This is a genomic window from Ruegeria sp. BHSA123, assembly GCF_059613425.1.
This window is the reverse complement of record NZ_JBXWSL010000027.1, coordinates 22,888-36,365: the sequence shown is the minus strand read 5'-3', so window position 1 is coordinate 36,365 and position 13,478 is coordinate 22,888. Positions and strand designations below refer to the sequence as shown.

Here is a 13,478-nt window from a genome sequence, read left to right as displayed (position 1 = left end):
GTTCTTGACCGCCCGCAAAATACGAAACTGATGGCCGCGCTCGCCCTCGAAATACAGAACCGTATCGACCATGTGTTCGACAACACGGGGGCCCGCAATCTGGCCATCCTTGGTCACGTGTCCGACCATGATGATCGACACGCCGTGCCGTTTCGCAAAGGCGGTCAACTCATGAGCAGCCGCCCGGACTTGCGACACGGACCCCGGCGCGCTGTCGACATTGTCGGCCCACATGGTCTGGATCGAGTCGATGATCGCCAGACCGGGTTTTTCGGCTTCAAGCGTGGTGAGAATGTCGCGCAGGTTGGTTTCGGCTGCAAGTTGCACCGGCGCGTTCTCCAGCCCAAGGCGGCGCGCCCGCATGCGAACCTGAGCACTGGCTTCTTCACCCGAGATATAGATCGTCTTGACGCCGGCACGGGCAAATCGGGCAGCAGCTTGCAGCAACAGGGTGGATTTACCGATGCCGGGGTCGCCGCCCACCAACAGGGCAGATGCAGGAACAAGCCCGCCACCAAGCACTCGGTCCAGCTCTTCCACTCCGCAGAGCGTGCGGGGCGGCGGGGTTTCCTCGGTCGACAGGTCGGTGAGCGTCATCGACCGCCCGCGTTTCGAGCCCAGCGATTTCTTGGCTGGGCCTGCCGACAGGGGCACATCCTGTATGATCGAGTTCCACTCGCCGCACCCGTCGCAGCGGCCCGACCAGCGGGAATGGGATGCGCCGCAGGCGGAGCAGGAGAAGGTTGGTTTTGCCATGACGTCTTGGTGCCCGAGGACGGGCGGTTCTTCAAGCCCTTGCAGGGCTTTCCTCGTCGTCAGCGCCCTATGTCTGGGCGATGGTTTTGCATTGGCGTTCGGTGAGAATGCCCAAAGCGATGGAGGCAAGGATGCAGGCGGTGAACAGGTAAAGACCCCATGCGGTCTCAACAGTGGCGTAAGAAATGCCTTTGGCCAGCGTGATGTATAGCGCGATCAGGAATATGTCGGCCATCGCCAGCTTGCCGAGGATGTTGAGCGCAGGCTGCACACGGGCATCCAGCAGGTTCCATTGGATCAGCGCCGTGCCGATGGTTTTGATGTAGGGGGCGAAAAGGGCGAAAATGGTGACGATCAGCGCAAGGAAGATGTCAGATTTCCACAGGGACTGGAGGCCGGTGATGACGCTGATTTCGCTGAGGCCAAAGATCGGCAGAAACCCTGCGCGCATCAGCGGGGCGAACCACGCGATGGGGTAGAGGATCAGGAGCGAGAGGGTGGCGAGGCGGAGGGGCAAATCTACATGCCAGTTACAAACAGAAGAAGTGTGAACGCGAGGCTGCCGCAGTCATACTCAAGCATACTGCCGGTCCAGCGCTTTCGGAAGTTATGTCTGGTTTTGATAGCCAACACAAAAAACGAGATTCCGACGACTATATTCGCAACGGGATTCTGTAGCTTATTCATCAGATACCACAGCAAGAAAATCGTGGCGGCCAGGAATGCCCAGGTAAGAACACTTATTAGTAGAGAACCGTCCTTTGTCGCCTCGGCATGACGAGCTTCGGCGCCCCAGCCAAATTTCTGTCGTCTGAACGAAGCGACCGCGTCCGAGTACCTCTCGCGTGTGCCGGATGATGACATGAGACCGGGAAGGACACCGGAAGAAGCAAATCCAACTCCAGCACAATAATAGATGCCAAGTTCTTTGACAGGTAAAGACAATTCAGCGATTGAGACGACGCCGGTCACCGCACCGCCTCAATCGGCCCCTCGGCACTCCCGCTGATAAACTGTTCCACATAAGGATCACCCGAGGCATCCATTTGACCGACTTGTCCAGTCCACTGAATGACGCCTCCGTGCAGCATCGCCACGTTGTCGGCAATGGCGCGGACGGAACTCATGTCGTGGGTGATGGTCATCGCGGTGGCGCCCATCTCTGTCACGATTTCGCGGATCAGGTCGTTGATGACGCCGGACATAATCGGGTCGAGGCCCGTGGTGGGTTCATCAAAAAAGATGATCTCGGGCTCGGCGGCGATGGCGCGGGCAAGGCCCACGCGTTTTTGCATGCCACCTGACAGTTCTGCCGGAAAGCGGTCCGCCACGTCCGATTTCAGGCCCACGCGGCGCAGTTTTTCGATTGCGATCTCGCGCGCTTCTTCGGTGGGGCGTTTCAGGGATCCACGCAGCAGGCGGAAGGCGACGTTCTGCCAGACGGTCAGCGAGTCGAACAGCGCACCGCCCTGAAACAGCATGCCAAACCGCGCCAGAAACGCGTCGCGGTCGCCTTTGGACGCGTCTTTGCCGTCGACATAGATCATGCCGTTGTCGGGTTTGATCAGACCCAGGATACATTTCAGGGCAACAGATTTCCCGGTGCCCGAGCCGCCGATGATGACCATCGAGGTTCCTTTGGGAATCTCAAGATTCATTCCACGCAATACGTGGTTGTCACCAAAGGCTTTTTCTACGTTCTCCATCCGGATCATAGTGAGAAAAACACCCCTGTGAGAACAAAGTTTGCGGCGAGGATCAACACGGCTGCGGCCTCGACCGACCCTTTGGTTGCGCGACCGACACCCTGTGCGCCGCGGCCCGAGTTCATGCCGTAATAGCAACCCATGATAGCCGCGATCACGCCAAAGGCCGCGCCTTTGACCAGAGACGATACAATGTCGCGCATCTCAAGGAAATCGACGGTGTTTTTCAGATACGCCGCCGGGTTGAAGCCCAGGTTCTGCGTGGCGACAGTGTACCCGCCCGCAATCCCGATAACGTCACCTACGGCGACCAGCGCAGGCACGGTGATCAGGGCGGCCAGTACACGCGGAGAAGTAAGGTATTTCATCGGATGAGTGGAGAGCGTGACCAGAGCGTCAATCTGTTCGGTCACTTTCATCGTGGCGATCTCGGCCGCGATGGACGAGGTCACGCGCGCGGCGATCATCAGGCCGACCAGCACCGGGCCAAGTTCTCGCACCATGCCGATGGCGACAATCTGGGGCACGACGGCTTCGGCGTTGAACCGCGCACCGCCCGCATAGATTTGCAAGGCCAGCGCGCCGCCGGTGAAAATGGCGGTCAGGCCGACGACGGGCAGGGACAACCAGCCGATATTCAGCAGGGCCATCCCGAATTCACGCGGATAGAAAGGCGGGCGCAAGATGTGCGACACTGCATCAAGCGCGAACAGGGCCACCCGGCCAAAGGCCGCAAGCAGGCCCAGCACGGTGCGGCCCAGCCCCCCCAGCGCGCTGATTGGGTTCATTCGACGTAGCCCCGCGAATAGCGATTGCCCATTGATGTCAGGATTTCATAGCCGATCGTACCAGCGGCCTCGGCCAGATCATCAACGGTTTGATGACCGTTGAGAATGCGCAGACGCTCCGGGTCTTTCGGCAGGTCTGTGACGTCCACGGTGATCAGGTCCATCGAGATACGTCCAACAACCGGGCAGGGTTGGTCGCCCGCAAATGTGTCGATGCCGCCGCCAATGGCGCGATGCAGGCCATCTGCATAGCCGGCAGCAACAGTGGCGATCCGGGATGGCCGTCGCGCCACCCAGGTGTTTCCGTAACCCACGGTCTCGCCCACGGCCAACCTACGCACCTGAATGACGGGAAGGTCAACGGTTACGACCGGTTTTGCACCGGCAAAGGGCATGCCGCCGTAAAGGCCGATGCCTGGGCGACAGAAATCGAAATGAAACTCAGGCCCCAAAAGCATCCCGCCCGTCGCTGCCAGAGAGCGCGGCGCGGCGACCCCATCAGTCATCTCGCGGAAGGTTTTCAGTTGTTGCTGGTTCATCGGATGGTCCGGCTCGTCCGAGCAGGCCAGATGAGACATGATGAGCGCCGGGTTCAAGGCTTCGGCTTTGGAGCGCAACTCTGCCCAGTCGGCAGGTTCAAGACCAAGCCGGTTCATGCCACTGTCCAGTTGGATACCAAACGGGTGGTCGGGCAGGGCTTCTGTGTGGCGTTGAAACTGTTCCGGCGAGTTGATCAGCGGTATCAGGTCGTTGCCGCGCAGCAGATCGGCATCGCCCTCCATATGTCCAGAAAAAACGAAAATCATCGAGCCGGGGCCAACTGCCTCGCGAACGGTTGTGCCTTCTTCTGCGGCAGCCACGAAAAACTTGCGAACGCCTTCTTCTGCCAACGTGTCGCTGACAGGTCCTGCGCCCAGCCCATAGGCATCCGCCTTGACAACGGCGCCGGTTTCGACCCCGGTTTTCGCGTCGAGTGCCCGCCAGTTTCTGGCGAGTGCCTGAAGATTGATCGTCAAACGTGCAGTACTCATGGGACTGTTCATGACATTGCGCCGTCCAAGGTCAAGAGGGAAAGGGCTTTTTCCGCGACAGATTGCACCCATCAAACGACAGATACGGCGGAAAACACCCAAAAAGCAGACATTTTGGCGACTTACTGCTGTGTTAAGCCGTTTTCAGGATTGTCTTCACATAGGTGTTAAAGTGATCTTGTGAACAAGATCGTCCCATCGCGGCAATAAACGGTGCTGCGGCATATGCCGAGGAAATCATGGATTTTTATACCGATCAAACGCCGGACCCGTCCGAAACAGCCCGGTTTTTCTCAGAAGTTTTTTCGGCGTCGGAAAGCCCGGACGAGGGGGCTGTTATCGAAGCTTTCGTGCAAGAGTTGATCGATACCACCCCACCACAGGATCTGATGGTGTGCACCGCGCGACGCGATCAGGTGTTGCTCGGCTGTGCCATCTTTTCCCGAATGCTGTTTCCACAGGATGCGCGCCGGGTTTTTATCCTGTCGCCAATGGCTGTCAGAACAGACAAGCAAAAAGCCGGGATTGGACAGGCTTTGATCGCGTTTGGTCTGGATTGCCTGCGGACAACAGGCGTGAACGTGGCGCTCACCTACGGTGATCCCGCTTACTATCGAAAAACAGGTTTTGAACAGATTTCTGAGGCCACTGCACAACCGCCGCTGAAGCTGAGCCATCCGCATGGCTGGCTGGGGCAGTCGCTGGATGGTCAGGCCCTTGCGCCACTTAGCGGCCCGTCGCTATGCGTGTCTGCGTTGAACAATCCGACGCTTTGGTGAGTGCGGAGTTCAATCTGTCAGAAAACAGGCGGGCGGACCCATTCTCGGTTCGAGCGCTAGATCCTGAATGGCGCGAAAGGTTCAGAGAACCTTTTTTGCTTTGCCAGCAATCAAATGAAGGTCAGGAAAACCCAGGCAAGGCTGTCCTTTCGCGATCAATAACCTTCGATCTCGCCACCCTGCTGCCAGGGCTTGACCAGATTGCCAAACCGGGTGAATTGCGCCTCGAATGACAGCTCGACCGTGCCGATTGGACCGTGGCGCTGTTTGCCAACGATAATCTCGGCCTTGCCGTGCAGGCGTTCCATGGCCTGCTTCCATTCTTCCATCTTCTCAAGCTCGTGATCGCCGGGTTTTTCACGTTCTTTGTAGTATTCTTCGCGGAACACGAACATCACTACATCGGCGTCCTGTTCGATCGAGCCTGATTCACGCAGGTCAGACAGCTGTGGACGTTTGTCGTCGCGGTTTTCGACTTGGCGGGAAAGCTGCGACAGGGCAATCACCGGAATGTTCAGTTCTTTGGCGATTGCTTTCATGCCCATCGAAATCTCGGCAATCTCGTTAACCCGATTGTCGGACATGCCGCGGCACAGTTGCAGATAGTCGATCACCAGCAGGTCCAGCCCATGCGTGCGTTTCAACCGGCGCGCGCGGGCGGCAAGCTGAGAAATCGGAAGGGCGGGCGTGTCGTCGATAAAAAGCGGGCAGGCTTCAAGTTCTTTGGCCGCATCCACGAAACGGCGGAATTCGGCCTCGGTCATGTCGCCCTGACGGATTTTGTGGCTGGAGATTTCGGACGCCTCAGCCAGAACGCGCCCGGCCAGCTGTTCGGCGCTCATCTCAAGTGAGAAAAAGCCGACGACCCCGCCGTCAATCGCGCCTTCGGAACCATCCGGTTTCAGACCGCGTTTGTATGCTTTAGCCACGTTGAAGGCCACGTTGGTCGCCAGCGAGGTTTTCCCCATCGACGGACGACCCGCGAGAATGATCAGGTCCGAGGGGTGAAGACCACCCAGTTGTTTGTCGAGATCGACCAGACCGGTCGAGATTCCAGCCATGCCGCCACCGCGCTGGTAGGCTTCGTTGGTAACATTGACGGCTTCTGTGACCGCCTTGAGGAAGGACTGGAACCCCTGTTCGGTCTGGCCCTGCTCGGAAAGCTGATAAAGCTGTTGCTCGGCCTCGACGATTTGTTCTTTCGGTTCGCTGGCTACATCAACCCGCGCGGCCTTGTCGGAGATGTCGCGGCCCAAGCGGATCAACTCGCGCCGGATGGCGAGGTCATAGATCATCTGGGCGTAATCATGTACCGCAAAGGCACTGATCGACGCGCCGGCCAGTTTGACAAGATAGGCGGGTCCGCCCAGTTCCTTCAGGCCCTCATCCTCGGCCATGAAGGATTTCAACGTCACAGGCGAGGCCAGCGTGTTCTTTGCAATGCGTGCAGCGGCGACCTCATAAATGCGGGCATGAACCGGGTCATAGAAATGCTCGGACCCAATGATCGAAGCGACCCGGTCGTAAAGGTCGTTGTTCGTCAGAATGGCACCCAGAAGCTGCTGTTCAGCCTCAATGGAATGCGGCATGGTTTCAGCGTTCTGGATCTTTGCCGCTGCCTGCTCGATACTGCTGATCTCGTTCATTGCTGTTCTCTTGCCCCTTGGACAGAGGCCATAACGCAGCGCCCTGAGTCGGCGCAAATTGTATGTTTTCTGGGGATAGCCTGTGCATATCTTCCCGCCCCATCATATTGCAGGATGGGGCAGGGTCTCGTCAACATGTTGTGGATGGAGCGTTGGGCTTACTCGTAATGTTTCTGAATGAGAAACGGTTTGCGCAACGTCAGTCTTTGTTCGCGTCCTGCCAGCCACGCGGGTCGTTCAAAAACGCCTCGACCCCGTCAAGTGTTTCCTGATCAAAGGCTTTTTGCGCCTTAGCCTCGGCCAGAACATCCCACCACGTGCAAAGGTGATGCAGCTTCACACCATGGTCGCTCAGCGTCTTCTCGGTTTCGGGGAAGATACCGTAGTAAAAGATCACAGCCGTATGCCCGCAGGTGGCACCGGTCTCGCGGATTGCATCGACGAAGGACAGTTTCGAACCACCATCGGTGGTCAGGTCCTCGACCAGCAACACGCGTTCGCCTTCGCTCATTGCGCCTTCAATACGCGCGTTGCGCCCATAACCTTTGGGCTTCTTGCGCACATAGGTCATCGGCAGCGCCATACGTTCGGCCACCATCGCGGCAAAGGGGATGCCCGCAGTTTCGCCGCCCGCTATGTTGTCAAAGGCTTCAAAACCCGCGTCCCGCATTACCGTGACGGTCAGAAAATCCATCAGCGTGGAACGAATGCGCGGGTAGGAGATCAGCTTGCGGCAATCGATATAGGTCGGGCTGGGAAGGCCACTCGCCAGCGTGAACGGCTCGCGCGCGTTGAAGTGGACAGCCTTGATCTCCAGCAGCATCCGGGCCGTCAGGCGAGCGATTTCAGTGCTATCGGGAAAAGAACTGGGGATCATGGCAGGACCTCGGCGATGAAATGATGTTTCGGGCTGATAGCCCGACCCTTGGCCCGGAGTCGAGAGCTGTTGGAACAAAAGAAAAGCGGACCCCCCTAAGGTCCGCTGTTTCCCGGGCATTCAGCTATGCGAACACCATTGTCGCTGCGTTACCCTTGCCCGAACATGTTGACCCACCGGATCAGCATTGGCGCCAGACAAATCAGCAATAGGACAGGCATCATGCATATGGCCATCACGGCAGACATCTGCACAGGCAGACGGTTTGCCTTCTCCTGGGCGCGAAGCTCTCGGTCAAGCCGCATGTCAGTGGCGAACCGGCGTAATGACGCGGATATGCTGGTTCCGTACTGGTTGGATTGCAAAAAGGCGTTCGCGAACGAATTCATCTCGTCGATACCGACCCGGTTCGCCATATCCAGAAAGGCGGCCTGACGTTCTTTGCCTGCCTGCAACTCCAGTTGAAGAACCGAAAACTCCTGCGAGATTTCCGGAGCTGCTTTGGCCATTTCATGCGAGACCCGGATCATCGCCGCGTCAAAGCCCAGCCCGGCCTCGATGGCGACTTGCAACAGGTCGAGCGCGTTTGGCAGGCTGTGTTCGATGGCCCGGCGGCGTTTCTTTATTCGACGGCGCAACCACAGTGCCGGGCCATAAAAGCCCAAGACCATCAGTGCCGTCACGACCTGCATTGTGTTAACCCACGTAACACCCTGCAAAAGGTCGGCGATCCCTAACTGAACTTGCGTTTCGATTGGCAAAGCCATGGTTGCCACGAACGCGGCAGGCAACACAAACCCCAGGACGACCCGAAAGGTATAATATGTGCGAATGGCGTGCTTTTGCCGAATTCCGGCTTGTTTCAAAAGCTTGCCGATCTTGGAGCGTTCGCGTTTTGACGACGGGACAAAGGCCTTCAGCAACCCGTGCGGGTCGCTGTTGTCACCCTGGATAAGGTCAAAATCCTGCCCATGCCCTTGTGATACCGTCCCAACGCGCATGCGGCGTGCTGCCGTGTTTTCACTGGCCGTAAATCCGGAAAGGCCCATGACGACAAAAAAAACACTAAGGGCGATTCCGACCAACAGGATCAACTGCGGTGTGACGCGCGGATCGTTTAGTATGTCCTGAAGAATATCCATATCCCAATTCCCTTTAGAATCTGAATTTAACCAGTCGCTTCAGGATGAAACCCTGGGCAACTGTCAGGCCAATGATCACCTGGGCGAAATACGGAAACAGCGGATCGCTGCGTACGTCGCCGTAAAATGTTGGCGAGGAGACCTCGATCGAAAGATAAATGATGACCGGCAAAATCGTGAGGATAAGGCTGCTCAGGCGACCTTCGGCAGAGATTGCCTTGATCTTCTTTTGCATCGTGTGCCGGTCCCGGATGGTCTGGGACAGAATGCTTAGAACGCGAGACAGGTTGCCGCCGGTTCCATGCTGAATGCCGATACTTACGGCAAGGTATTTTGCATCCTCTGTTCCGACCCGTTGCGCAAAGTCGTGAAAGGCGGTCGCGACGTCATCACCATAGTTGATCTGGTCTTTGATGATGCCAAACTCTGACCCGATCGGATCCGGTAGATCAGAGGCAACGTTTCCAACCGTCACCGCGACGGGGTGGCCCACTTTCAGCCCCCGGGCCATCAGGTCTAACGCGTCAGGCAGTTGTTTCGTCAGTTTCTTCGCGCGGGCGTCTTTCACGGCGACCAGCAGGATGATCGGGCTGATGAGGCCGAAAACTGCGCTCAGAATGACCGCCAGTTCCAGGGCAAGGAACCGGGAGGCCCCGAAAAAGATCATCAAAACCAGAAGGGAGACGGCGAGAACCACCCAAATCGGGTTGACCGCCACACCAGCTTGCACAAGCAGACGGCGAAACCGCGTAATCAGCCCGGCTTTTTCACCAGCAGCCAGCATCGCCGGATCGCGGAGCAGCTGCAACACCTGATCCGTCGAAGCCCCGTTCTGGATCAGTTTCATACGGCGGTTTCTGGCCTCGCCATGCGTTTCCTTGCGCGCCAGAAGCTGGTGAACGCCTTCGTAGGCGAGCAGAATTCCCAGAAAAATCGAAATATAGATCAGGATGTTCAGTGTATTGGGCTGAAAGTCAATCATGATGCCGTTGCCCCGTGAATAAACATGTTGGTGTCCACATCAACACCAGCCGCTACCAGCTGGTCGAAGCATTTTGGCCGTATTCCGGTTGGCAGGAATTCTCCCAGAACGTCGCCATTCTCAGACTTGCCACGGCGTTTGAAGACAAAGATGTCCTGCATCGTGATCGTGTCGTCTTCCATGCCCGTGATTTCGGAAATACTGACAACCCTGCGTGTCCCGTCGCTCAGACGGCTGAGTTGCAGGACGATCTGAATGGCCGAGGCGATTTGAGACCGGATGGTTCTGACGGGCAAATCCGCCCCCAGCATCGTCACCATCTGTTCGACCCGGCTGAGTGCATCGCGGGCCGAGTTCGCATGTACGGTCGTCATGGAGCCGTCATGTCCTGTATTCATGGCCTGAAGCATGTCAAAGCATTCGGAACCACGGACTTCGCCGACAATAATGCGGTCAGGCCGCATCCTGAGCGCGTTGCGCACCAGATCCCGCTGCGTGATCACCCCTTGACCTTCCGAGTTGGGGGGACGGGTTTCCAAGCGAACGACATGGCTTTGCTGTAACTGAAGTTCGGCCGCATCTTCGATTGTCACGATACGCTGCTTGCCGTCGATAAAGGATGAAACGGCGTTCAGCATTGTTGTCTTGCCGGAACCGGTACCGCCCGAAATCAGAATGTTCAGCCTGGCTTCGACCAGCGCAGCCAGTAGCTTGGCTGCCTGTTCGTTCATGCTGTCCCGCTGGACCAGCTTGTCGATGGTCAGGGGATTGCGCGAGAATTTGCGGATCGACAACGCCGGTCCATCAACTGAACACGGGCGAATAATCGCGTTGACCCGGCTTCCGTCCTCCAGACGCGCATCGACCCATGGCTGGGATTCATCGATACGACGGCCGACCCGGCTGACGATTTTGTCAATGATCCGAAGCAGATGGCGTTCGTCGCGAAAGCGCACGGACGATTGCTCGAGCAGGCCAAAGCGTTCCACGTAGACCTGATCATAAGAGTTGACGAGAATGTCGTTGATGGTCGGGTCTTCCAGAAGAGGTTCCAGCGGGCCCAGACCCATCACTTCGTGAATGAGTTCATCAACAAGGGCTGTAAATGCCTCGGACCGTAAATGAAGGCGTTCGGCCTCGATCAGCCCGGTAACCAGCGCAGCGATCTGACGTTTCAGTTCGGATCGTTCGACCTTGTCGATCACAGACAGGTTCAGACGGTCGAGAAGCTCGCTGTGCAGGCGACTTTTAAGCTCCAGATGCGCTTGCAGGTCAACGTCCACCGGTTCTGGTGTTGCCTTGGATATTGGTACCTCGATTGGCCGTTCCAGAACCAACACATTCGACTTGGACGCGGCCCGGCGTGATTTGTACTCGTTAAACACGGCGATCTCCCATTATACAGTTTTTTGTGCGGCTGGCCGGGTGCCTTCGGACATGGACGCAGCCAGTTTCGTCAGGGCCTTGCCAAGGTCCGAATGCGGCTTCATGTCCACAATCGGTCGTCCCAGATCGACCGCGTTTCGCGCAATCTTGGGATTGTCCGGCAGCCAGTGCTTCAGTTTCGTTTCCAGCACCTTTTCAGCCTCGCGAACATGTGCAGGTTTGATCAACGTCTTCCGCTCGCGGTTCACGACAACCTCGACCGGCAGGGCCACGTTCGCCTCGCGATAGAAATCGATCAGGCGCCGGGTCTGGCGAACGCATGGAACCGTGGTGTCAGTTACCAGCGCCAGTTGGTTCGCGCGTTTGAAAATGGGTTCGACCCATTCCACAACGGCACAGGGCAGGTCGATGACAACATAATCGTACCGGCGCTGAAGCAGGTCGAGCATCCCTTCGATCAGGCCCGGTCGTATGGACTGAAGCGGAACCAACGGCGCGGGCGCGCACAACACATCAATACCGAGCGCGTGGTTCTGAAGGATCGACGTCAGGAAATGATCATCCGGCTCTTCCTGATTTTCGATGAGTTGGAGGCATCCCCCGTTATCTTCAAGATCGAGAAACACGTTCGCGTTTCCGAATTGCAGATCAAAATCCAGAAGCGCGACGCGGTTTTTCGCCTTTTTCCTCAGGAAGGATCCTTTCCCGCCCACCAGCGAGCAGGCAAGGTTTACCGCGACCGTTGACGCTCCGATCCCACCGCGGGATTTTGCAACCGGAATGACGGTGCCAAGGGCAGAGGGACCATTTTGAATGAATCCCTGCGGAAGTGATCGGGAGGAGATTTTTTCTGCTACCGCAGCTTTCAGCCCATCCTCATCAATGGACAGGGGCAGAACTTCGTCGATGCCGATTTTCCGCAACTCGCGGGCGACCGAGATCGAAACGTCATTCTGCGTCAGCGCGACAAATAAGGTGTCATCTTGCCGATGGGTCAGGAGGTCTTTGACGGCCAGAACCTCGCCCGCGTCGCAGGGGTCGATTTCGAAAATAACCAGGTCATGCTTGAATGCCAGATTGCGCGCCGTACCGTTCAACGCTTTGAACGAACCCGCATTCTCGGAGATTTCGTTGTTTTGACCGGCGGGAAAGGCATTGGCGACCACCTGAGCGACGGTTTCGCTTTCAGATACAAGCATGACGGAATGTGAATTGAGACTAGAAACGTTCTTAACCATTAACCTGACTCTCCTGATGCTAGGTCTTCGGCAGGCAGCGAAACGCTGAAATTGGAAAACCCGGCTGTTGAAGGAATTGTGCTGCTGGTCGCGCCTGCGGCGTTTGCAAGCGCGGCCAGCGGCGACACGAACTGAAAATCATTCAGGTTCAGCTCAACCGTGACCATGGGTGTGTAAGGGCCACCCAGGAAGCCCAGATTAGAATTGAAATCATAGGAAAACTGCAAGGCGTCAATCGTCGTGCCGGGGGGCAGCAACGGGTTGATGCGCCCCCAGATTTCAGATGCTGTGGTGTTGGTGGCGTCACCCACACAAGGTGGCGTTACCGGGTCGGCACATACGCCAGCCGACGCACTGCATGGGGTGCCAAAGCGAGGGGACAACGCGGATGTTCCCCGCGTGTGGGTTTGTGGCACACCCGGACACGCCGCAGGGCGCACCACAGCGATGCGCGCCGCCAGCTGTGCCGCCTTCTGCGCGTTCACTCCGCTGTATGATAGCCGACCAAAGTCCAGCAATGCCAGGAACAGGAAGGAAAACAGGGACACCACCACGGCAAATTCAACAAGAACCCCACCATTTTGGTCGCGCAGCACCTTGTCCGCGACCTGGCGCCAGGTGGCGCGATTATTCCGCAACCATGTCATTGGCCAAATATCCGCGATGTGTCAGCGACGTCGGTGGTTATCGATGACGCACCGCTGCCGAAAAGCTTCAGAATGCCCCCTAGCGGAAACTGAACGGTGATATTGGCGCTTACCTGACCGACAGGCGCCGGGTTCATACGATACGTACCGGACACGCAGGTCAGGCTGGGCGTTACCGAGTTGACGGTTATGCTGGGCGGAAACAGGCTGTTGCCGTGAATGTCACGCTCGACAATCCCTTTCAGAGTTGTGCTGAGCCCCGCGACTGTTCCGCCAGACGAACAGATATCCGAGGGCGTGACGCGCGACATGTATCGGCTGGCATCCCGGACCCCGGCAATGACCGACTGGTACGACCACATAAGGCGTGCGGATTCCAGGGTTACTGCCAACAGCAGCAGCATAATCGGCATGACAAGGCCAAACTCGACAAGGATCGCACCATCTTCGTTTTTGGCGAAGCGTTTGAAAGGGGATCTGAGGCGAATACACATGAACAC

Annotated in this window: 15 protein-coding genes; 1 reads left to right on the top strand and 14 read right to left on the bottom strand. The window is 57.3% G+C overall.

What is annotated here, in order from left to right:
• The 6 genes from AC2FNC_RS13780 to alr all read right to left on the bottom strand — a co-directional run.
• Positions 1-756, bottom strand: a 756-nt coding sequence (locus tag AC2FNC_RS13780; RefSeq protein ID WP_496715622.1) for an ATPase domain-containing protein, incomplete at its 3' end; no start/stop codon positions are given.
• Positions 757-823: 67 nt separating this feature from the next.
• The gene (locus AC2FNC_RS13775) at positions 824-1,273 is read right to left on the bottom strand and encodes a paraquat-inducible protein A (RefSeq protein WP_496715621.1); all 450 of its coding nucleotides are present in this window, start codon (positions 1,271-1,273) and stop codon (positions 824-826) included.
• Positions 1,274-1,275: 2 nt separating this feature from the next.
• On the bottom strand, positions 1,276-1,728 hold the full coding sequence (locus AC2FNC_RS13770) for a hypothetical protein (RefSeq protein ID WP_496715619.1): 453 nt from the start codon (positions 1,726-1,728) through the stop codon (positions 1,276-1,278).
• Positions 1,725-2,471, bottom strand: a complete 747-nt coding sequence (locus AC2FNC_RS13765) for an ABC transporter ATP-binding protein (RefSeq protein ID WP_496715618.1) — start codon at positions 2,469-2,471, stop codon at positions 1,725-1,727. The genes AC2FNC_RS13770 and AC2FNC_RS13765 overlap by 4 nt, the downstream gene beginning before the upstream one ends.
• Positions 2,468-3,250 carry an MlaE family ABC transporter permease gene (locus tag AC2FNC_RS13760; protein ID WP_480473122.1) on the bottom strand — a complete coding sequence of 261 codons (783 nt, stop codon included), beginning with the start codon at positions 3,248-3,250 and terminating at the stop codon, positions 2,468-2,470. The genes AC2FNC_RS13765 and AC2FNC_RS13760 overlap by 4 nt, the downstream gene beginning before the upstream one ends.
• The gene (alr, locus tag AC2FNC_RS13755) at positions 3,247-4,281 is read right to left on the bottom strand and encodes an alanine racemase (protein ID WP_496715616.1); all 1,035 of its coding nucleotides are present in this window, start codon (positions 4,279-4,281) and stop codon (positions 3,247-3,249) included. The genes AC2FNC_RS13760 and alr overlap by 4 nt, the downstream gene beginning before the upstream one ends.
• Positions 4,282-4,520: 239 nt before the next feature.
• Between alr and AC2FNC_RS13750 the strand changes: the two genes are divergently transcribed.
• Positions 4,521-5,060 (top strand): GNAT family N-acetyltransferase, encoded by a 540-nt coding sequence (locus AC2FNC_RS13750; protein WP_496715615.1) that lies wholly within the window; start codon positions 4,521-4,523, stop codon positions 5,058-5,060.
• 155 nt (positions 5,061-5,215) lie between these two features.
• On the opposite strand, the gene AC2FNC_RS13745 is transcribed toward AC2FNC_RS13750, so the two are convergent.
• The 8 genes from AC2FNC_RS13745 to AC2FNC_RS13710 all read right to left on the bottom strand — a co-directional run bounded on the left by AC2FNC_RS13745 (position 5,216) and on the right by AC2FNC_RS13710 (position 13,472).
• Complete coding sequence (locus AC2FNC_RS13745) at positions 5,216-6,706, bottom strand: replicative DNA helicase (RefSeq protein ID WP_480473116.1); 1,491 nt, start codon at positions 6,704-6,706, stop codon at positions 5,216-5,218.
• A 199-nt stretch (positions 6,707-6,905) separates the two neighbouring features.
• A complete protein-coding gene (locus tag AC2FNC_RS13740) occupies positions 6,906-7,583 on the bottom strand; it encodes an orotate phosphoribosyltransferase (protein WP_480473114.1) in 678 nt (225 codons plus the stop codon).
• 149 nt (positions 7,584-7,732) lie between these two features.
• A complete protein-coding gene (locus AC2FNC_RS13735; protein ID WP_480603426.1) occupies positions 7,733-8,725 on the bottom strand; it encodes a type II secretion system F family protein in 993 nt (330 codons plus the stop codon).
• A gap of 13 nt (positions 8,726-8,738) precedes the next feature.
• Positions 8,739-9,707, bottom strand: a complete 969-nt coding sequence (locus AC2FNC_RS13730; protein WP_480473110.1) for a type II secretion system F family protein — start codon at positions 9,705-9,707, stop codon at positions 8,739-8,741.
• Entirely contained in the window at positions 9,704-11,092 is a 1,389-nt protein-coding gene (locus AC2FNC_RS13725; protein WP_480517263.1) for a TadA family conjugal transfer-associated ATPase, read from the bottom strand. Before AC2FNC_RS13725 ends, AC2FNC_RS13730 begins: the two co-directional genes overlap by 4 nt.
• Before the next feature lie 12 nt (positions 11,093-11,104).
• Positions 11,105-12,331 (bottom strand): CpaE/TadZ family protein, encoded by a 1,227-nt coding sequence (locus AC2FNC_RS13720; protein ID WP_496715614.1) that lies wholly within the window; start codon positions 12,329-12,331, stop codon positions 11,105-11,107.
• Positions 12,331-12,978 (bottom strand): TadE/TadG family type IV pilus assembly protein, encoded by a 648-nt coding sequence (locus tag AC2FNC_RS13715; protein ID WP_480493050.1) that lies wholly within the window; start codon positions 12,976-12,978, stop codon positions 12,331-12,333. The genes AC2FNC_RS13720 and AC2FNC_RS13715 overlap by 1 nt, the downstream gene beginning before the upstream one ends.
• Positions 12,975-13,472: a TadE/TadG family type IV pilus assembly protein gene (locus AC2FNC_RS13710; RefSeq protein WP_480473102.1), complete on the bottom strand. Its 498-nt coding sequence runs from the start codon at positions 13,470-13,472 to the stop codon at positions 12,975-12,977. Before AC2FNC_RS13710 ends, AC2FNC_RS13715 begins: the two co-directional genes overlap by 4 nt.
• Between the last annotated feature and the right edge of the window lie 6 nt (positions 13,473-13,478).